The sequence below is a fragment of the Nautilia profundicola AmH genome (assembly GCF_000021725.1).
Lineage (GTDB): Bacteria > Campylobacterota > Campylobacteria > Campylobacterales > Nautiliaceae > Nautilia > Nautilia profundicola.
Window position 1 is genome coordinate 683,590 of the sequence record NC_012115.1, and the last position, 20,768, is coordinate 704,357.

A 20,768-nucleotide genomic window follows, 5' to 3' on the forward strand; every position below is an offset into this window, starting at 1 on the left:
GAATAAGTTGGAGTTTTATATAATTAAATATGCCGCTTTGGCATTTGCTTTTATTATAGCCATTGTCGGGCATGAGATTATGCACGGGCTTGTCGCCAAATATTACGGTGACTTGACGGCAACAAAAGAGGGGAGGCTTAGTATAAATCTTCTAAAACATATAGACCCGTTCGGAAGTATTGTTTTTCCGATAATTCTTTTTGTTTCTCAAAAACTGGCGGGTGTGGCGGATCCGATCGTTTTCGGATGGGCCAAACCGGTACCGGTGAATATTTTTACAGTGGTAAACAGAGGCGGGTATATAGGTGCTTTTAACGTTTCAATCGCAGGTGTTGTTTATAATTTAACCCTGGCGGTTGTAGCTTCGACGCTTATCGGTGTTGTAGGTAAGCCGGACGGGTTTATCAGTCTGTTTTTATATATGTTTTTGATGTATATGGTTATTATTAATGTAATTCTGGCGGTGTTTAATATGTTTCCGATTCCTCCGCTTGATGGAGCAAACGCAGTTAAATACCTTTCATTACAGTTTAAATGGTATAAAATAGCCGAATTTTACAATAAGATAGAACCGTATGGGATGATTATTTTAATGATAGTATTGTTTACACCATTAAGCAATTATTTCTTTTATCCTGCGTATGTGTTAATAGGCTGGCTTTTGGGTTAAGAACCCTTAAACCAGCTTTTTACTTTATCAATTGCTTCTTCTAATATGCTTTTATGTTCTTTAATCTCGCCTCCGAAACTTTTATGCAGTTTTTCAAGAAGTTCTCTTTGCTCATCTGTGAGTTTTTTAGGGTAGACGATTTTAAGGATTGCGATTAAGTCACCTCTGTATCCGGTGTTCGGATCGGCGATTCCTTCACCTCTGAAAACTATTTTGGTGTTGTCTTTTGTATGAGGTTTAATTTCAATCTCTTTTTCCCCGCTGAGTGTCGGTATTTTCACCGTATCACCCAAAATTGCACTTGTAAAGAAGATAGGAACTTCTACGATTAAATTGTTTCCTTTTCTTTTGAAAATTTTTGATTCTTTTACATTGAATATTAGATATAAATCACCCCTGTACCCGCTGATATCCTGGTTACCTCTGCCTTTTACCCTCATTCTCATTCCGGTGTCTATTCCGGCAGGGATGTCGACTTTTACGGTTTCACTCTCAACTATATAACCTTTGCCTCTACATTCGTTACATACTTTTTTGGCTATAAATCCTCTGCCGCTGCACTGAGGACAGGTTTGGGAAATTCTCATAAATCCGTTGCCCATGATTATTGTGCCTCTTCCGTGACAGCTCGGGCATGTTTCTTTTTCTTCCGCTCCGCTGCCTTTGCATTTCGGACAGAGTTTAAAATAGTTTATTTCAATCTCTTTACTCACACCGTATACGGCCTCTTCAAATTCAAGCGTAACTTCTATAGCTTTATCTATATCGTAAGGCATCTGAACTTCGGCTCTACCTCCTCCGAAACCGCCTCCGAATATATCGTTAAACATATCGAAGATGTCACCGAAATCGAAATCTGTTTTGAATCCCTGTCCTTCAAGACCTTCTTTACCGTATTTGTCGTAAATTGCTCTTTTTTCGTCATCGCTTAAAACCTGGTAAGCCTCGTTTATTTTTTTAAACATCTCTTCGGCTTCTTTGTCACCCGGGTTTTTGTCAGGGTGGTATTTCATTGCGAGTTTGCGATAGGCTTTTTTGATTTCTACTTTTGTAGCAGTTCTTTCAACACCTAATATTTCATAATAATCCAACTGCCCCTCCTAAATTTTTGTTGAAATTATAACAACTTTAGCAGGTAAGTTGTGAAGCACTTAAGTCGTGAAGCTATAAAAAGTTTTAAATTATATAAATTCCTTAACCACTTATCTACTTACCCACTTCACAACTTAATATATGGTATAATTTCTTAAAAAAAAGGTACATTATGGCATATGAAATTGATAAAAATCAATTAAACGAAGTACTTGAGAAACATAAATTATCTTGGGAAGATTATGAGCATATTAAAAAAATATTAGGAAGAGAACCTAATTTTGTTGAACTTGGTGTATTTAGTGCTATGTGGAGTGAACACTGTTCATACAAATCAAGTAAAGTGTATTTAAAAGGATTTCCTACAGAAGCTCCTTGGGTTATTCAGGGGCCTGGTGAAAATGCTGGGGTTATTGATATCGGCGGAAATATGGCGGCTGTATTTAAGATGGAATCTCACAACCACCCGTCATTTATCGAACCTTATCAGGGAGCGGCTACAGGTGTCGGAGGGATACTCAGAGACATATTTACAATGGGTGCAAGACCTGTTGCGAATCTTAACGCCATCAGATTCGCACACATTAAAGGCGACGATGAAACCGCTAAACTTCATAGACACCTTCTTCACGGGGTAGTTGCCGGAATTGCGGGATACGGAAACTGTATAGGTGTTCCTACAATCGGTGGGGAAACCGCTTTTGAAGAGTGCTATAAAGGTAATATTTTAGTTAATGCTTTTTCACTTGGAATCTGTCCTCAGGATGAGATTTTCTACGCAAAAGCGGAAGGTATCGGAAATCCTGTAATTTACGTAGGATCTAAAACGGGAAGAGACGGTCTCGGTGGAGCCGTGATGAGTAGTGACAGCTTTAAAGAAGGAGACGAAGATCAAAGACCTACAGTTCAGGTAGGGGATCCTTTTACTGAAAAACTTTTAATGGAAGCGTGTTTGGAACTGTTTAAAACAGATTATATCGTAGGTATTCAGGATATGGGTGCCGCTGGGCTTACATCTTCAAGTTTTGAAATGGCCGGAAAGAGCGGCAGTGGACTTGTAATGCACCTTGATAAAGTTCCTATGAGGGAAGAGGGAATGAACCCTTATGAGCTTATGCTAAGCGAAAGCCAAGAGAGAATGCTTATATGTGCCAAAAAAGGGTATGAAGATAAAGTAATCGAAATATTTAAAAAATACGACCTTGACGCCGAGGTAATCGGAGAGGTTACGGATACCGGAAGGGTTGAACTGTTTTGGTACGGTGAAAAAGTGGCGGATATTCCTGTAGATCCTATTACCGAAGAAGCACCTGAGCTTGTGAGACCTGTAAAAGAGCCTGAATACCTTAAAGAAATCAAAAACGTTCAAATTCCAGAAGTAGATCCGCAAGTTGCTTTTGAAAAACTGATGGCTGAGAGCGAAGTGGTTGACAAAGCGTGGATTTATGAGCAGTACGATTCAATGGTACAGACAAATACCGTAGATACAAAAAGAGCCGACGGAAGCGTTATAAGGGTTAAAGAAAACGGAAGATTTCTTGGTATGGCATGTGATTGTAACGCAAGATTTAATTATATCGATCCGAAGCTCGGAGCCGCAGCGGCGGTGATGGAAGCCGGAAGAAACGTAGCGGTTAAAAAAATAAAACCTTTAGCGATTACCGACTGTCTGAATTACGGAAACCCTCTAAATCCTGAAATTATGTGGCAGTTTAAAATGGGATGCGAAGGGATAAAAGAAGCATGCCGTGAACTGAATACACCGGTTGTAAGCGGTAACGTATCACTTTATAACGAAAACGAAGGTGAGGGCGTATATCCAACTCCTGAGATCGCAATGGTCGGTGCAAGTGACGATTACAGAACGACTGATCTTAAAAATGAAGGCAACAGCATTTATATTTTAGGCGAAACGAAACCTGAATTTGGCGGAAGTCTTTACCTTAAAGTTTTCGGTGGAATTGTAGCGGGAGAGCATCCTGAAGTTGATTTTGAAAAAGAACTTAAACTTTGGGACGTACTGCAAAGTAATCTTATCGAAAGCGCAAAAGACATCTCAACGGGCGGTGCGGCGATAGCCGCTTATAAATGGGCGTGTGTGAGTGATAAAGGGCTTGATCTTAATATTAATGTAAGTTCACCTAAAGATATATTTGCCGAAAGCTTAAGCAGAGCTTTTGTGGAAGTTAAACCTGAAAATGAAGCTGAGTTTGAAAAACTCTGCAATGAAAAAGGTATCTATTTTGAAAAAGTAGGAACCGTAGGTGGAAATAAAATAAAAATCAACGAAGTTGAAGTTCCACTTGATAAAGCAAAAGACATCTATTTTAATACATTCCCGAAAATTCTTAAAAACGAAATCATCTGATTTTCGGGTTTGTTTCTTTTTTTATATACTTTACGAAATCGTCAAATAATTCTGTTTTAATTTTATTTTTATGATATACAAGGTAAAAGTTTCTTTTAAATGTTATATTTTTAATTTTTATTTCAAAAAGCTTTTTTTCTTTTAATTCTTTTTTTACAACTTCTTTAGAAACGCATGTAAGTGTTTCAGGGTTGTTTAAAAGTATTGTTTTAGCCTCTTCAAATTCATTAAATTCCATAAATATTTCTATATCAATAATGTTTTTAATCTGTTTTAAAAACATTTCTCTTGTTCCTGACCCTGTTTCTCTTAAAATCCATTTTTTATGTTTCAATTCGTCTATAAATACTTCTTTTTGAGGAGTTTTAGAAACAATAATTAATTCGTCTTCTTTAATTTTTTCTTTTATAATATTATTGTTTTCACATTCTGTTTCTATAAATCCCAAATCTATTTTTCCTTCCATAATATTATTTATAATTATTGATGAATTGTGTATTTCTTTTTTAATTTTTACATTATTATTCGATGATAAATAATTAAATATTATTTGAGGTAATAAATAAGTACCGATTGTTTTACTTGCTGAAATAGAGAGAGTGCCTGCTATTTTTTCTTTTAAAAAACTATGTTTGGCTGAAATTAGTTCATTGTATGGATTTAAAGTCATTTCTCTGAATTTTCTTCCTCTTTCATTTAATATTAGTTTTTTTCCTATTCTGTCAAAGAGTGTTTCTCCAAGTTTATTTTCTAATGATTTGATTGATTGTGATACTGCTGATTGTGTTACGGAAAGTTTTTGTGCAGTTTTTATTACATTTTGATTTTCAGACAGTTCTAAAAATATTTCAAGTTCTTTTAGAGTCATGAAAGTCCTTTTTAGTTTTACTTAATATATTATCAAAAATTATTAATTTTACTTAATAATATTAAATAATTAAAATTTCACGAAAAAAGGAGTTTGAGTGTTTAGTAAAGAAAATAGGGGAAATACAATAAATGGTATTTTGTTTGTGGCATTGTTTGCGCTGGCTGCAATCCAAATATCCAATTTACCGTTTATAAAACATTTAGGTCTTAGCCCTTTAATTGTAGGAATTGTAATTGGTGTTTTTTATGCTAACACTTTAAGGCATAGACTTCCAAAAGAATGGATTCCGGGGATTTTATTTTCAACAAAAAATATATTAAGATTAGCAATTATACTTTACGGGTTTAGAATTACATTTCAAAATATTTTTGCAGTTGGTATACCCGGGATTATCGTATCTGTTTCAATAGTATTCGGTACATTTATAATCGGATATCTCATTGGTACAAAAGTTTTAAAACTCGATATGGATACCGCAATATTGACAAGTGCAGGTAGTTCTATATGCGGGGCTGCTGCGGTATTGGCTACTGAGCCGGTAATAAATGCAAAACCATATAAAAGTGCGGTAGCAGTTGCGACAGTTGTGATTTTCGGAACTATAGCGATGTTTTTATATCCATTTGCATATAAAATGGGGTTAGTTCCTCTTTCAGCAGAAGCTATGGGGATTTATATAGGTGGAACTGTGCATGAAGTTGCACATGTTGTAGCAGCTTCAACCGCAATTAATCCTGAAGTGGCTAAAATTGCCGTTATAGTTAAGATGATAAGAGTTATGATGATTGCACCGTTTTTAATAATACTCGGAATATGGCTTTCAAAAAAAGGAGAAAATGCAAAAAAACAGTAACAATCCCATGGTTTGCAGTATTTTTTATATTAGTGGCAGGTTTTAATTCTCTACATGTTTTGTCAAAAGAAGTAGTTTTGATGATTAATACTTTTGATACTTTTTTACTTACAATGGCAATGACTGCTCTTGGAATGGAAACAACGGTGGAAAAATTTAAAAATGTAGGAATGAAACCGATTTATCTTGCTTTTATTTTGTTTATTTGGCTGATTATCGGAGGCTATTTTATAGTTAAATTAGCATTATTGTTTAAATAGGAGATTAGAGATATATCTTTTCTCCCATTTCAACAATATGAGCTCTTTTATTAAGATAAGAATTAATAACAGCCTTAAAAATTGTCTGTTTGTCTTCTTCACCATGAATTAAAAATATTCTGTCAAGTTTTTCAAATTCATTCATCCATTCAAGCAGTTCTTTTTGATCTGCATGTGCCGAAAAACCGTTAATTGTATGAACTTTCGCTTTTACGATTATTTCTTCATGGAATATTTTAATAAATTTTGCACCGTCAACAATTTCACGTCCCAGTGTTCCTTTGGCCTGGTATCCTACAAATAAAAGAGCATTCCTTGGATTCCAGACTCTGTGTTTTAAATGATGCAAAATTCTGCCGCCATTACACATTCCGCTTCCGGCTATTATTATAGCACCTCTTTCAATATTGTTAATAGCTTTACTTTCTTCTACATCTTTTACAAGTCTTAATTGTTTAAATTCAAACGGATGTGATTTGCATGAGTTGCATTTACCTGTTAATAAGTTTTCCCATTTTTTATATACGGCTGTTACTTTTGTGGCCATTGGTGAGTCAAGAAAAACTTTAGCGGACTTTGGTAGTGATTTTTCTTCGCTCATTTCTTTGAGTATGCATAAAATCTGCTGGGCTCTTTCTATGGCAAAAGTAGGTATTAATACATTTCCGCCGTTAAGCAGAGTGTCAATGATGACTTTTTTGAATTCTCTAATACTTTCATCAATATTTTTATGGTTTCTGTCTCCGTATGTTGATTCTATGAATAAAGCGTCCGCGTATGTAGGTTTTGCTGGGGTAGGGAGTATACCGTTGTTTTTATTTCCGAGATCTCCGCTGAAAACCACTTTTTTTTTAATATCAAACTCTTTAAAATCAATTTCAACAAAACTGCTTCCCAAAATATGACCCGCATCCCTGAATGTAGCTTTTATATCTTTTGTAATTTTAATTTTTTTATTATATTCTATTTTAACTCTGTTAATTTTTTTGAAAATTTCTTTGATATCGTCTTTTGTATATAGCGGTTTTTTGATTTTATTTTCTTCTCCTCTTCTTTGGGCTTTTTTGTATCTTGTTTTGTACTCTTCCTCCTGAAGTTTCGCACTGTCCATAAGAACTATTTTTGCAATATCAAAAGTAGCCGGATGTGCAAAAACTTTACCCCTGAAGCCCTGTTTGTAAAGAAGAGGAATTCTTCCTACGTGGTCTAAGTGACCGTGTGTTATAATAAGTGCGTCGATTTCTTTTGGGTCAAATCCAAGAGGTTCGTAATTTAAATGTTCGTTAAGTCCCTGAAACATACCGCAGTCAATTAAGATTTTGCTTTTTCCGGTATCGAGAATGTGGGCGGAGCCGGTTACTATTTTGGCGGCTCCAAAACTTTGTTCGTATGCCTGTTTTTCCATAATAATCCTTTATAAATTCACTTTACATTTTTCACTTTTAACTGTTTACTTATTCTCCATTTCCGCAATATCTTTGATGATTTTCAACACGCTGTCAGGATTTAAGCTCATACTTTCAATTCCGATGCTAACTAAAAATTCAGCAAATTCCGGATAATCACTCGGTGCCTGACCGCAGAGGCCTGAATATTTTTTGTTTCTTTTAGCGCCTTCCACAGCCATTTGAACCATTTTTTTAACGCCTTCGTCTCTTTCTTCATAATCAAATGCAACTATCTGGGAGTCCCTGTCGACTCCTAATGTAAGCTGAGTTAAATCGTTTGTTCCGATACTGATACCGTCAAACACGTCTAAAAATTCGTCTATTAAAATTACGTTGTTTGGAATTTCACACATCATATATGTTTCAACATCACCGAGTCCGTATTTGATTAGCAACTCTTTGACTCTTTTCGCTTCTTCCACACGTCTGCAAAACGGAATCATAATCACAATGTTTTCAAATCCCATTTCATAAATGGCTCTTTTCATTGCGATGCATTCAAGCTCAAACCCTTCTTTGTAACTCGGATGCGTATATCTTGCGGCTCCCCTGAATCCGATCATCGGGTTTTCTTCAATCGGCTCGAAATGTCTTCCTCCTAAAAGGTTTGCGTATTCGTTTGATTTAAAATCACTCATTCTAACAATACATTTTTTAGGATAAACGCCTGCCGCAAGTGTAGCGACACCTTCGCTTAGTGTCTTTACGAAAAAGTCTATCGGATCACCGTCATACGGGAATGCGAGTTCGTCGATTAGAGCCCTTTCCGTTTCACTTAAAATATCGGGGTGTTTAATAGCCATCGGGTGTGCTTTGATGTATGTGTTTATAATAAATTCCATTCTTGCAAGACCTATACCGTCAACCGGCAGTTTTGCCAGGCTGAATGAGAGTTCCGGATTTCCGAGGTTCATCATTATTTTTGTTTTAGGGCGGGGCAGTTTAGAAATATCCACTTTTTCTATTTCAAAATCAAGTATTCCCTCATAAACTTTTCCGACTTCCCCCTCTGCACAGCTTACAGTAACTTCCTGTTCGTTTTTGAGTATTTTAGTGGCGTTTTTTGCTCCTACAATTGCCGGTTTTCCGAGTTCACGGCTTACAATCGCCGCATGGCATGTTCTGCCTCCGGTTTCCGTAATGATAGCGCTTGCTATTTTCATTACAGGTTCCCAGTCGGGGCTTGTAGTGGTTGCTACTAAAACATCTCCTTTTTCGAATTTATCCGCTTCAGCCATGCTTTTTAAAATTTTTACTTTTCCTGCGCCTATTTTTTCCCCGACTGCGTTACCGGTTAGGATTACGTTTGATTTTTCTTTTAGTTTGTAAATTTCAAATTCGTTAACTTTTTCTTGGGAATGTACCGTCTCAGGTCTTGCCTGAACCATATACAGTTTACCGTCGACACCGTCTTTTGCCCATTCCATATCCATCGGAGTATAGCGCCCGTTTACTTCCGTGTAGTGTTCTTCTATTTTTATAGCCCATCCTGCAAGCATTAAAACATCTTCATCGCTTATTGCAAACTGTTTTTTCTTTTCAATCGGTGTTCTTATGTTTTTGGTAAACTGCTCGGCAAGGTTTGTTGTTTCTTTTTTCTCGGAAAAGATCATCATTTTTTCTTTGTTTCCGAGTTTGCGTTTTAGTACGGCTTTGTGGCCTTTTTTGTACGTAGGTTTATGAACAAAGAAACTGTCCGGGTCAATCGTTCCTTGAACCACGTTTTCTCCAAGACCCCATGCGGCATTTATAAACACCACGTCTTTAAATCCTGTTTCGGTATCGATACTAAACATTACACCGCTGCTGCCTTTGTCACTTCTTACCATTTTCATTACAACTACGGCTAAGTAAACTTTCAAAGGATCGAAATTGTGGGTATATTTGTAGCTTATGCTTCTGTCGGTAAAATTACTTGCAAGACACATTTTATATGCATATAAAAGGTTTTCTTCGCCTTTTATGTTTAAGTATGTTTCGTTCTGTCCGGCAAATGAAGCAGTCGGAGAGTCTTCCGCAGTTGCAGAACTTCTGACAGCCAAACTTACATCGTTTCCATACTCTTTTTTAAGCTCTTCATAGCCTTTTAAAATTTCGTCTTTTAAATCTTTTGGTATTTCGGCGTTTATTATCATATCACGGCATGTTTTTCCAACTTTTTTTAATTCGTCTATGTTTTGAGGATCGAAATTTTTAAAAATTTCTGCAAATTTTTCATCAAGACCATTATGCTTTAAATAATATCTATATGCGCTTGCCGTTACACCGAATCCGTTTGGTACATTTATACCAAGGGGAGTGAGTTTATTGTACATTTCACCGAGGCTGGCATTTTTACCACCGACTTCGTCAACATCTTTGATTGAGAGTTCTTTGAAGAATTTTATGTAGTTCATGGGAGTCCTTTTTCATAAACTTATTACAAGTATTATAGAGGGTTTTTACTTAAAAGATTCTTAAAAAAAGTAAATTCCAGCGAAAATTGTTGATATTCCAAAAATTATAAGAATTATTGATGACAGGATAGTATTTTTTCTTCCGAAATAAATAGCATATATTGCTTTTAAAATATTATTGCTGCCTGTTGCTATGAAAATTGCTTTTAGAAGTAAAGATTTGCTGATTAAATATTTTCCAGTAAGAAGAGAAAGTATATAAGGGTCAATATCTGTAAAACCAATGATAAATGATAATATCTGAAGCCCAGTATTTCCATAATGTGATGTAATATATTTCGTAATAACCATCATGGCAACGAATAGTAAGGCAAATAAAAATGCTGTTTGTAATTCAAGAGGATTTTGGTCACTTACATAATCAGATGTTTGATCGTTTTTATAAAAAATAAAAGATAAAATTATCATGATTCCTGCAAATCCGATATAAAAAAGACTCATTGATTTAGCAATCTCAATATTAAAGATATATGCTATTGCAAGAATTCTTATATACATCATGGCCGTAGCTATAATAATTGCACTGTTTAAAACGGGAGAGCTTATTTCTTTCGCTTTTTTTGCGAGTACTACTGTTGTTGCAGTTGAAGAATATAGCCCTCCTAAAATTCCGGTAATAAGATATCCTTTGTTTTTAAAGAAATATTTTTGCAGAATATAACTAAGATACGAAATACCGGATATTATTACCACCGCCAGCCATATTTTAAACGGTGAGATATCAATAAAACTTAAGTTGTTTTTCGGAAGCAGCGGAAGAATAACGGCACTTAAAAGTATAAATTTTCCTAATGTTTCGAATTCTGTAATGTTAATGTTTTTTGTAAAAGTTTGAAGATGTGTTTTTGAGTTTAGTATAAATACCACAAGAACAAAAATAAGTGATGGCATCCATATACTATATTCAATGCTTATAGGTCCCAACGCATATACAACTTCAGCTACTAAAAATATAATAATGCTTGATTTGTTTTGTTTTAATTTTTGTATATAAAAAAGAGAAAAAAGAAGAGTAAAGCTGAATAATCCTAATATATAAAGCCAAATATCGATTTTATAGAATATAAATCCGAGAAGACCGAGTAGTGTATATGTCCTGACTGAGCCTATTAGGGAATTTTCTTTATGTTTTTCTTCTTTATAAGTTTTAAGCTCAAGTCCTATTAAAAAACTAAATGCCGTCGTTATAATCAAATGAATTAAATCAGGGTTCATATTACTTCAATTCCTTTTACTTTTCTATAATATCGTAAAACTGTGATTTTTACAAAGTCGTTTACAACAAACCAGCTAAGTGCATAAACCCACATAAAAATTGCCCATTCCCATCCTATTGGTGTCATTATACCGAATCCATACACGGCAATTACAGTACCTATGATTCTTGTTGTGAATGTGGCTGTAAATAAAATTAAAGATGGGTAAGGTTTTTTGAAAAACCAATCGTCAATTCTTGTATTGTATATAGTGCCGTGTCCAGCAATTACCATTTTTGCAAAAAACAAAGACTGCACAAACGCTAAAAATGAATTTTTATCTTCAAAATGCACCCATTTCGGTATATCAGGTAAAATTACCGCACTTTCTGGGTGTGATTGTAAATAAATCATTACAATATAAAAAATAGTAAAACTGCTTATAACTCCTGCTACTCCCAGCCATGATGAAAGAACCAGCATTTCATGCATATCCCATCTAACAGGTTTTTTTCTTAGTTTGGTATTATCATAAGCAATAGCAAGAATCGGGATATCGTTTAGCAGTGCCAAAACGATAATCATAATAGATGTTAAAGGATAAAAATTAAACACAATAATAGAAAGCGTCATAAAAATAACTATTCTGATGGTTTCGGCTATTCTGAAAATCGTATAGCTTTTCATTCTTTCAAAAGTAATACGGGCTTCTTTAATTGCATCAATAATAACTTTTAATCCAGGTGTCAAAAGTACAATATCCGCAGCCGCTCTTGCAGCATCTGTTGCACCGCTTACGGCAATCCCTGTATCGGCTTTTTTAAGAGCAGGTGCGTCATTTACACCATCTCCTGTCATTCCGACAATATGATCTGCTTTTTGCAGTTCATCGACTATAAAATATTTGTCTTCCGGAAACACTTCCGCAAATCCGTTTGCTTCTTCTATTATTTTAATAATTTCACTTTCATGTCTTTTTACTGTACCTTTTGTTAGAGTTGTGCTTATTTCTTTTTTTACAAGTGAAACGATTTCATTTACTTTTTTTTGTATTTCTTCTTCACTGATATTAAGTGTTTTAAGGAGTGCTTTTGAAATAATAACGGCCAGTTTTACATATTCGTCATGTGTTTCGTTTTTTAGCTCTTTAATAGAATAGATTTTTTCACCGATACCTAAAATTTTAGCTATATATCTGGCGACTGCCACATTGTCGCCCGTTACCATTTTAACCTCAACACCTTTTGCTTTGGCTTCTTCAATCGCTTCTTTGGAATCCGCCCTTGGAGGGTCATATAAAGGAATGAGCCCTAAAAAGTGAAATTTGGAATCGTTTTCCTGTTTATATGCAACCCCTAATGTTCTAAATCCATCATTTGCAAACTCTTCTATTTTTTCATATGCTTTTTTCTTTTCTTCCTCACTCAAATCGCATAATTCTATTATAATTTGAGGAGCACCTTTTGTTGCGATTATTTTTTTACCGTTTATTACAATTACACTTTCAGTTCTTTTTCTTACCGGGTCAAAAGGGATAAACTTTTCAAGAGTGTAATTCGGAAGTTTAATACTATTTTTTTGGGCCCATTCAAAAATAGGTTTTTCAATAGGGTCGTTATTTTCTTTTTTGCTTGCAAACAGGGCGTATCTTATCACTTCTTCAACTGTATGGTTAGCAAATGTAAAAATTTCTCCGACGGTCATTTTGTTTTGTGTAAGCGTGCCTGTTTTGTCAGAACAGAGAATATCCATGCCTGCCATTTCTTCAATTGCGGCAAGACGGCTGACAATCGCCTGTTTTTTTGCAAGATTCATAGCCCCTACAGCCATGACTACTGTCAGTACGGTCGGAAGCGCTACAGGAATAGCCGCTACAGTTAAAACAAGAGCGAAAGCTAAAAGTTCCCATAAATCTTCGCCTCTTTGAATACCGACAAATACAATTAGCGCAACTAAAACTACTGTTATTATTATTAAAAAGTTTCCGACATTTATTACCATTTTTTGAAAATGGCTTCTTTGATTTGCTTTGGCTTTTGCAACAAGTCCAACTGTTTTACCGAAATATGTATTAAGTCCTGTACCGACAACAAGAGCCGTCATTTCTCCTTGTTTAATAATGGTGTTTGAATAAGCAATGTCACCCGGCTTTTTATCAACTGGTAGACTCTCACCCGTAAGTGCAGATTGGTCAACCGATAAAAATTCACTTCCCTGTACCAGTTTGACGTCGGCAGGAATAATATCACCTATTTTAATTTTGATAATGTCCCCAGGTACTAATTCCCTTGCCGGAATTTCCTGCCATTCACCGTTTCTTAAAACTGTGGCTTTTCTTGCAAGTTTGCTTTTTAATACTTCAATTGCATTAAGTGCTTTATGTTCCTGATAAAAATCTAAAAATGCGTTGGTAAACAGCATTATCATAATAATTACAAAGTCTTCCCATCTGTGAACTGCTGCACTTAATATGGCTGCAACTTCTATCATCCAGGGAATAGGCCCCCAAAATCTTCTAAATATTCTGTGCCACAGAGGCTCTTTATATTCAGGGAGTTCGTTGAAACCGTATTTCTTGAGTCTTTTTTTTGCTTCTTCACTGTTTAAGCCGTTATTGATATCGGTTTGAAATTCCGCGGCTACTTTTTCAATGGGGATGTTTTTGTAATCATCTGTTTTCATGTCTGCTCCTTAACTCATTGTAAGCATTCTTAAAATATTGTTTTGAGAAAACATCTGCAACGTAACGGTCGAAATTTTTAATTTCGGGTACCGTAGTGAAGCCGTTTGAAAAAAAACAATATTTAAGATTGCTAAAACTTTCATAAACATTTATTTTATTTAAATTTCCTCAATGCCCGATCAATCGCTTCAGAATATGTCGGATGAGGAAAAGTGACTTTTTTAAAGGTGTTTATATCAAGCTCGGCTTCAAGTGCCGTTGCGATTATTCCGATAAGCTCTTCGGCGTTCGGTGCGAATATATCCGCTCCGCATAAAAAGCCCTCTTCATCCGCATAAAGAATAACCTCACCGTTTTCATCCCCGAAACCGCTTCCCGAAATCCCGAGGTATGAGAGAGGAAAGGCGGCTGTTTTTTCGCTTCTTTCACCTATGTTTGCATATGAAAGAGGGAGTGTGTAGATGAATTTCGGAATATTATCAAGGTTTAGTTTTTCTTTTTTACCGAGTATCTGATCGGCGACATTTAGAGCCTGGGCCCTTGCCGCATGTGCTAAAAGAAGTTTTCCGTTACAGTCTCCGATTGCATATACATTCGGCATTGATGTTTGGAAAAATTCATCGGTTTCGATTCCTTTAGACACTCTGATTTTATCTGTTTTTACAACATTCGTATCAGGAACTCTTCCTGCCGCCACCAAAAGGTATTCGGATGAAAGTATTTTATCACCGCTTTGAATTATTACTTTATTATCCTTTACAAAGGCTTTTTGTATAGAAAATTCCGGTATCAAGTTGATTCCGAGTGTTTTTAACTGGGTTTCAAGTTTTTGGGTGATAGAAGGAGGGAATTTTTTTGAAATGTTTTTATGTCTGTAGATGAGGTTGACCCGGCTTCCGAGTGCCGCAAAAAGAGAAGCCATTTCAAGCCCGATTGCCCCCGTGCCGTATATTGATATCTCTTTTGGCACGTGTTTGAAATTTAACGCTTCATCGGAAGTGATTATTTTTTTAGAATCATACTTAATACCTTCCGGTATTCTGGGGTAAGAGCCTGTGCCTATTATTGTATATTCGCTTTTTATAATCTCGCCGTTTACCTCAACACCGTCATCTGTTACAAATGCCTCGCCTTCAATCAGCTTAACTCCTGCCGCTTTACACTGTGCGGTTACGGCTTTGGTGCTTTTTTGGATACGTGATTTTATTTTATCCTGCAGTTTTTGAAGGTTTAAGTGTGCGGATTTAGTGAAAACTTCTTCTTTGCTTTCAATTACGCTCCCGGCTCTGTGGAGCAGGTTTTTGGAAGGAATGCAGCCGTTATGCAGACACGTTCCGCCTAAATGGTTCAGATCTTTTTCTATGAGGGCAACTTTTTTGCCGGCTTTGCTTAAAACTATTGCGGCTGCGTAATTAAGACCGCCTCCTATAAGGATTACGTCATACATTTTTTATCTCCTCTTTAAAACTGTTAACAAACACCGCGGCATCTGTTCCGTTTAGTATTCTGTGATCAAACGTGAAGCTGACCTTTATTTTTCCTCCGCTTAATTTTCCAAAAGCTGCAATCCCTGCGTCTTTGTCGTTGATAAGAGCCGTAAAACGTTCAATATCAAACATTCCAAGATTACTCACCCCGAAAGTCGAACCGCTAAGGTCTTCAACGCTTAATCTTTTGCTTTTTATCTCTTTTAACCATTCGTTTATTTCATTTAGATCTTTTTGCTCGGCGTTTTTGATTACGCACATAAAAAGCCCGTCTTCCCTGCTTACTGCTACGGATATATTGGAGGAGGGGAAAGTTAAAAGTGTGTCGTTTTGTAAGACGGTGCGTGTAAGCGGATTTTTCTGCATGGCGTTTGCGAGTGCTTTTAAAATTAAGGCGGTTAGTTTTATACCTTCTTTTTTTGTGATTTCTATTTCTTCAAATACGAAAAACGTCGGTTTGGTCAGGGAATTTTGAAGATTTTTAATAACCGCAAGCTGATTTGGGGTTAGGGGAGTAATTTTTGGGATGTTGTTTTGTTTAATATAGTTTAATACCTCTTCACTGTCAATTTTATGATCGAGTTTGAACATGTCGTATTCAATGTTGTATTCTTTAAGCAGTTTTACGGCTTTTGGAGTAAAATATCTGCTGATTATATGCTCTTTTATATCTTTAATATGTGCCGGTTTTGGGATTTTATTATTTTCTTGCAGTTTTTCTATATCGATTCCGAATCTGGCGGCTTCTTTTTTTGCCGCCGGTGATGCCGTGCCTTTGATTTCACTTTTCGGTTTTGAAACAATTGAATTTATTATATCGTCTAAATTTATTTCGTTTTTTTCTTCGGGTTGTTTCGGCTTTGGTTTTTCATTTTCAGGCTCTTTTTTTTCTTCATTTTCCATTGTCAATTTTCCATTTTCCATTGTTTCAATTATAGCAATTACGCTTTTTACCGGAACTTCCTCTCCTTCTTTTACGAGGATTTCTTTTACAACCCCTTCTTCAAAACTCTCAATATCCATAACCGCTTTGTCGCTTTCCACTTCGCAGAGTTTATCGCCTTTTTTTACGAAATCGCCTGCTTTAACGTACCATTTTGTGATTTTACCTTTATCCATCGTATCGCTTAGAATCGGCATCGTTACTTTATATTCCATTTTGGGCCTTCCATTCAAGGATTTGTTGTAAAATTTTTTCAGGTGTAGGGATTGATGCGAGTTCAAGTTTCCTGTTATATGGAATAGGTACATCGGCTCCCGCTATTCTTAAAACCGGTGCGTCTAAATCATAAAAGCATGTTTCCATAATCTGTGCGGCTATTTCCGCCCCCATTCCTCCTGTTTTGTGGTCTTCTTCTACAATAACCGCTTTTTTTGTTTTTTTGATTGACTCGGCGATTGTATCTATATCAAGAGGCCTTAGGGAGTTCAAATCTATTATTTCCACATCGATTCCGGCTTTTGCAAGCTCTTTTGCGGCTTCGGTTACGTCGTATCTCATTTTCAGGTAGGTTATAATGGTTAGATCTTTTCCTTTTTTTACAATCTCTGCTTTGAAAGGATCGAAATTCTTAATTTCCCTAAACTCCATCTCCATAGGATACAGAAGTTCATGTTCTAAAAATATTACGGGGTCGTTACTGAAAATCGCCCATTTTAAACCGTGATAAGCATATGTTGCGTTACTTGCACTCAAAACTATAAGACCCGGGATTGAAGAGTAGAGTGTTTCATAACTTTCGCTGTGCTGTGCGGCAAGCTGTCTTGATACGCCTCCGGGCATTCTTACAGTTAAAGGCACAGTCATTTTTCCGCCGCTCATATATCTGAATTTTGCCGCGTGGTTTACAATCTGATCCATTGCAAGGAGAGAAAAGTTCACCGTCATAATTTCGGCTACGGGTCTGAGTCCCGCAATTGCCATGCCTATTGCGTTTCCCACTATACTAAGCTCCGCTATCGGGGTGTCGATTACACGGTTTTCGCCGTATTTAGCAAATAGTCCTTCGCTTACACGGTAGCTTCCTCCGTATCTTCCGACATCTTCACCTAAAATAACCACGCTCGAATCCGCAGCCATTGCTTCGTCTAAGGCTTTGTTTAATGCACTACGGTATAACATTTTCACACTCCTTGCAAAACACTCCCTCATACAGCTCCTCAATATCAGGTTCGGGAGAATTTTTGGCAAATTCTACGGCTTCATTGATAATTCGTTCCACTTTTGCGTCTGTTTCCTGAAAATAATTTTCGTCAGCCAGGCCTTTTAGCAGAGCCTCTTTTTTAAGATTTTCTATAGGGTCTTTGCTCTTATATATTTCAAGTTCTTCCTCGCTTCTGTATTTGCCGGCGTCACTCATGCTGTGACCTTCGTACCTGTAAGTTTTCGCTTCTATGAAATAAGGTCCGAGACCGTTTTCGATATATTCTTTCGCTTCACTTACCGCTTTATATACTTCGCATACGTTCATACCGTCTATTACTTTTGCCGGCATGTAGTTTTTGACTTTATTGAACTGTTCGATAAACGGGCTTACCCATGAAATATGCGTTCCTATTGCGTAAAAATTGTTTTCAAGGAAGAAAATTATAGGAAGTTTCCATGCGCTTGCAATGTTTATACTTTCAAAAAAAGCCCCCGCATTACTTGCACCGTCACCGAATATGGCAAACACACCTGCATTTTCGCCCTGAATTTTTCTTGCATACGCACAGCCTGTGGCAATCGGCAGATGTCCGGCTACTATTGCGTCTCCTCCGTAAAAGTCAAGATTTGGTTCAAACAGGTGCATTGAACCGCCTTTTCCTCGGCTTACACCCGTTTTTTTGCCAAAAAGTTCAGCCATTACGGCTCTCGGATCCATTCCTCTTGCAAGAGCAAGAACGTGCTCACGGTAATGTGTAAACACATCTCCTTTGTCAAACGCCTGCATTGTTCCCACACTTACGGCTTCCTGACCGATATCAAGATGTAAAAACCCGGCAATGTTGCCGTTCATATATTCACGTTTTGCGGCCAGTTCGAATTCACGCCCGAGTTTCATCAGATAATAAAACTTTTTAACCCTTGCGCTATTCATTGCCGAACTCTTCTATGGCGTTAAAAAGAGGGGTCAGATACATAAGAGCCGGCCCTCCGTGCATCAACACGGCCTGCATTCCCGCTTCTACTATTTCTTCTTTTGTGGCGCCGAGTTTGATAGCGTTTTGTGTGTGAAACGCAATACACCATTCACACTGTGCCGCAACGGCTAAAGCGATGTTGATCAGTTCTTTGTTTTTGGCACTTACGGCACCGTCTTTTTCAACGCTTTTTAAAAATTCAAAGAAGTTTTTGGTCTCTTCCGGAGCGTTTTGCTGGAGATTTTTAATGAGAGTATGAATTTCCTGGAGTTTTTCTTTCATCATGGCTGCCTCCTTTAAGTGGCTTTATTAATTATAACTCTCCAAACTTTAAAGAGAGCTTAAAAATTAAAAAATTATAAAATTTTGGAGGCTTCTTCGAGTGATGTAAAATAGAGTTTTCTTGATTTGTTTAATATTTTGCACGCTTTGATAAAAGATCTTTTGCCTAAAAATATCGGAACCGCTTTTTCGTATTTGATCAGGATTTTCGCTATTTCTTCGGAATCGGTCATAAACTGCGGCGTAACTATTACATATATCAGATCCGCTTTGTCGTGAATGATTTTCAGTGTGTCGTTGTATCTTTTTGATGTGGCGTCTCCTATTATATCGATTGGGTTGTTGTGCGACCATGTGCTCGGGAGTACGTGGTTTAGGGCACTTAATGTACTTGAATCAAGCGTTGCGAGATGTTTTTTGCCGCTTACAAGGTCCGTAAGTATCGCACCGGGACCTCCGGCGTTTGTTACTATAATTACTTCTTTTACGTTTTGAAACTGCGGGGCGTAAATAAGGCTTTCGATAGAATCTTTAATAACCGCACCCGCACTTTTTGAAAGGCTTATTATCATTTCATAATTTCCCGCGATATTTCCCGTATGCGAGAATGCGGCTTTTTTGGCTTCTTTGCTTTTACCGGATTTAAATAAAAGCACAGGTTTTTGCAAGTTTCTGATTGCTTTTAAAAATTCTTTCCCGAACTGCAGACCTTCTGCGTAGATTGAGATTGTTTTGCAGTTTTTTTGGCGGTTCAGTTCATTTACGGCGTGTGCGAAATTAAAATCCGCCATATTTCCCATGGAAATTATATGCGAAAAGCCGGTTTTATAATGTGAGGCTTTATCAAGCAGTGCGGTCAAAACGGCGCCTGACTGGGATACAAGGCCGATACTTCCCGAGTAAATTCTGCTTTTTGCGAATGTAAGGTTCAATTTCAGGGTGTCGTTATAGATTCCGAGACAGTTTGGACCTATAATATTTATGTTGTGTTCTTTGGCGAGTTCTTTTAGTTCAAGTTCTGCGGATGTGTTTCCGGATTCTTTAAATCCGGCACTTATGATTATGAAATTTTTACACCCTTTTTTTGCAAGTTTTTTAACGCTCTCTATCACATATACGCTCGGAATTGCGATAACAGCGGTATCGACTTGGGGGAGGGTGTCAAGGGTGTAAACTTTTTTTGAGAAAAGTTTTTTTAATTTCGGGTTTACGAAATAGATTTTGGCTTTTGATTTGAGGGCGTTTTTTGCTATTGCGTAGCCGACTTTTTCTTTTTTGTCGGTTGCACCTATAATTGCTACTTTTTTGTTTTCAAAAACGGAGTGTTTTTTCGGAATAAACTCTTTGTTTCGGACGCTTCCTTTTTTTATTCTCGCATCTACCGCTACAAGACCTCTGTCGGTGTAAAGCAGTGGGTTTATGTCAAATTCCAGAATCTCTTCGTTTTCAAACATTTTTTGAAACTTTTTTATTACCTCCAACAGATGGTTTAAATCATATTCCTTTCCTCTGAAACGGGGGAATATTTTGGAGATTTTTGTAGTGTTTACGGATTTTATGATTTCCTCGTCATCAGCGTACGTGTCGATATAGCATATGTCTTTTTCTATTTCTATTAACGTGCCGCCTTTTCCGAAAAGCAGTACTTTTTCAAATATCTTGTCATTGATTCCGCCGATAAACATCTCAAGCCCGCTTAACTGCTCTTCAACTATAAATTCGTCGTTTTCATCAAGGGCAATGCCGTGTTTTTTCAGTGAGGTGATTATTCTTTTTTTTGCGGCGTTAAGGCTTCTGTTGTTTTTTATGTCCGTAATTACGCCTCCGACATCCGATTTGTGTGAAATTTTGTTTGAGTGTATTTTCAACACGCATGGAAAAATATCAAAGTTCAGATCTTGCGAGAGCTTAAAAACCCTGTATTTTGGATGGGGTATTTCGTATTTGGAGAGAATTTCGTAAATTTCCGCTTCTTTCAT

Annotated in this window: 14 protein-coding genes and 1 pseudogene; 3 read left to right on the forward strand and 12 right to left on the reverse strand. The window is 36.7% G+C overall.

Annotated features, from left to right (window positions below):
• Positions 1 to 7: 7 nt before the first annotated feature.
• Positions 8 to 670 carry a site-2 protease family protein gene (locus NAMH_RS03765; RefSeq protein ID WP_015902541.1) on the forward strand — a complete coding sequence of 221 codons (663 nt, stop codon included), beginning with the start codon at positions 8 to 10 and terminating at the stop codon, positions 668 to 670.
• Here NAMH_RS03765 and dnaJ read toward each other — a convergent pair.
• Positions 667 to 1,761, reverse strand: a complete 1,095-nt coding sequence (gene dnaJ / locus NAMH_RS03770) for a molecular chaperone DnaJ (RefSeq protein ID WP_015901879.1) — start codon at positions 1,759 to 1,761, stop codon at positions 667 to 669. The two genes, NAMH_RS03765 and dnaJ, sit on opposite strands and share 4 nt — an antisense overlap.
• A gap of 173 nt (positions 1,762 to 1,934) precedes the next feature.
• Between dnaJ and purL the strand changes: the two genes are divergently transcribed.
• Positions 1,935 to 4,130 (forward strand): phosphoribosylformylglycinamidine synthase subunit PurL, encoded by a 2,196-nt coding sequence (purL, locus tag NAMH_RS03775; protein ID WP_015902115.1) that lies wholly within the window; start codon positions 1,935 to 1,937, stop codon positions 4,128 to 4,130.
• Here the strand turns inward: purL and NAMH_RS03780 are convergent.
• Positions 4,123 to 4,998, reverse strand: a complete 876-nt coding sequence (locus tag NAMH_RS03780; RefSeq protein WP_012663703.1) for a LysR substrate-binding domain-containing protein — start codon at positions 4,996 to 4,998, stop codon at positions 4,123 to 4,125. The genes purL and NAMH_RS03780 overlap by 8 nt on opposite strands.
• A gap of 97 nt (positions 4,999 to 5,095) precedes the next feature.
• Here NAMH_RS03780 and NAMH_RS03785 point away from each other — a divergent pair.
• A pseudogene (locus NAMH_RS03785) lies at positions 5,096 to 6,114 on the forward strand (YeiH family protein).
• A 4-nt stretch (positions 6,115 to 6,118) separates the two neighbouring features.
• On the opposite strand, the gene NAMH_RS03790 reads toward NAMH_RS03785, so the two are convergent.
• The 10 genes from NAMH_RS03790 to NAMH_RS03835 all read right to left on the reverse strand — a co-directional run bounded on the left by NAMH_RS03790 (position 6,119) and on the right by NAMH_RS03835 (position 20,768).
• Positions 6,119 to 7,519: an MBL fold metallo-hydrolase RNA specificity domain-containing protein gene (locus NAMH_RS03790; RefSeq protein WP_012663751.1), complete on the reverse strand. Its 1,401-nt coding sequence runs from the start codon at positions 7,517 to 7,519 to the stop codon at positions 6,119 to 6,121.
• Between the two features lie 45 nt (positions 7,520 to 7,564).
• The gene (ppsA, locus tag NAMH_RS03795; protein ID WP_015902652.1) at positions 7,565 to 9,958 is read right to left on the reverse strand and encodes a phosphoenolpyruvate synthase; all 2,394 of its coding nucleotides are present in this window, start codon (positions 9,956 to 9,958) and stop codon (positions 7,565 to 7,567) included.
• A gap of 60 nt (positions 9,959 to 10,018) precedes the next feature.
• Positions 10,019 to 11,233, reverse strand: a complete 1,215-nt coding sequence (locus NAMH_RS03800; RefSeq protein ID WP_015902015.1) for an MgtC/SapB family protein — start codon at positions 11,231 to 11,233, stop codon at positions 10,019 to 10,021.
• A complete protein-coding gene (locus tag NAMH_RS03805) occupies positions 11,230 to 13,896 on the reverse strand; it encodes a plasma-membrane proton-efflux P-type ATPase (RefSeq protein ID WP_012663633.1) in 2,667 nt (888 codons plus the stop codon). Before NAMH_RS03805 ends, NAMH_RS03800 begins: the two co-directional genes overlap by 4 nt.
• A gap of 155 nt (positions 13,897 to 14,051) precedes the next feature.
• Complete coding sequence (locus tag NAMH_RS03810) at positions 14,052 to 15,344, reverse strand: dihydrolipoyl dehydrogenase family protein (RefSeq protein ID WP_015902278.1); 1,293 nt, start codon at positions 15,342 to 15,344, stop codon at positions 14,052 to 14,054.
• Positions 15,337 to 16,542: a dihydrolipoamide acetyltransferase family protein gene (locus tag NAMH_RS03815; RefSeq protein ID WP_012663814.1), complete on the reverse strand. Its 1,206-nt coding sequence runs from the start codon at positions 16,540 to 16,542 to the stop codon at positions 15,337 to 15,339. Before NAMH_RS03815 ends, NAMH_RS03810 begins: the two co-directional genes overlap by 8 nt.
• Positions 16,532 to 17,506: an alpha-ketoacid dehydrogenase subunit beta gene (locus tag NAMH_RS03820; RefSeq protein ID WP_012663945.1), complete on the reverse strand. Its 975-nt coding sequence runs from the start codon at positions 17,504 to 17,506 to the stop codon at positions 16,532 to 16,534. Before NAMH_RS03820 ends, NAMH_RS03815 begins: the two co-directional genes overlap by 11 nt.
• Positions 17,493 to 18,464, reverse strand: a complete 972-nt coding sequence (locus NAMH_RS03825) for a thiamine pyrophosphate-dependent dehydrogenase E1 component subunit alpha (RefSeq protein WP_015902674.1) — start codon at positions 18,462 to 18,464, stop codon at positions 17,493 to 17,495. Before NAMH_RS03825 ends, NAMH_RS03820 begins: the two co-directional genes overlap by 14 nt.
• A complete protein-coding gene (locus tag NAMH_RS03830; protein WP_015902140.1) occupies positions 18,457 to 18,789 on the reverse strand; it encodes a carboxymuconolactone decarboxylase family protein in 333 nt (110 codons plus the stop codon). The genes NAMH_RS03825 and NAMH_RS03830 overlap by 8 nt, the downstream gene beginning before the upstream one ends.
• Positions 18,790 to 18,863: 74 nt before the next feature.
• The gene (locus NAMH_RS03835; protein WP_015902055.1) at positions 18,864 to 20,768 is read right to left on the reverse strand and encodes an acetate--CoA ligase family protein; all 1,905 of its coding nucleotides are present in this window, start codon (positions 20,766 to 20,768) and stop codon (positions 18,864 to 18,866) included.

Coding starts and splice junctions, on each gene's coding strand:
- purL (WP_015902115.1), top strand. CDS start 1,935: ATGGCATATGAAATTGATAAAAATCAATTAAACGAAGTACTTGAGAAA.
- NAMH_RS03780 (WP_012663703.1), bottom strand. CDS start 4,998: ATGACTCTAAAAGAACTTGAAATATTTTTAGAACTGTCTGAAAATCAA.
- NAMH_RS03790 (WP_012663751.1), bottom strand. CDS start 7,519: ATGGAAAAACAGGCATACGAACAAAGTTTTGGAGCCGCCAAAATAGTA.
- ppsA (WP_015902652.1), bottom strand. CDS start 9,958: ATGAACTACATAAAATTCTTCAAAGAACTCTCAATCAAAGATGTTGAC.
- NAMH_RS03800 (WP_015902015.1), bottom strand. CDS start 11,233: ATGAACCCTGATTTAATTCATTTGATTATAACGACGGCATTTAGTTTT.
- NAMH_RS03805 (WP_012663633.1), bottom strand. CDS start 13,896: ATGAAAACAGATGATTACAAAAACATCCCCATTGAAAAAGTAGCCGCG.
- NAMH_RS03810 (WP_015902278.1), bottom strand. CDS start 15,344: ATGTATGACGTAATCCTTATAGGAGGCGGTCTTAATTACGCAGCCGCA.
- NAMH_RS03815 (WP_012663814.1), bottom strand. CDS start 16,542: ATGGAATATAAAGTAACGATGCCGATTCTAAGCGATACGATGGATAAA.
- NAMH_RS03820 (WP_012663945.1), bottom strand. CDS start 17,506: ATGTTATACCGTAGTGCATTAAACAAAGCCTTAGACGAAGCAATGGCT.
- NAMH_RS03825 (WP_015902674.1), bottom strand. CDS start 18,464: ATGAATAGCGCAAGGGTTAAAAAGTTTTATTATCTGATGAAACTCGGG.
- NAMH_RS03830 (WP_015902140.1), bottom strand. CDS start 18,789: ATGAAAGAAAAACTCCAGGAAATTCATACTCTCATTAAAAATCTCCAG.
- NAMH_RS03835 (WP_015902055.1), bottom strand. CDS start 20,768: ATGAAAGAAGCGGAAATTTACGAAATTCTCTCCAAATACGAAATACCC.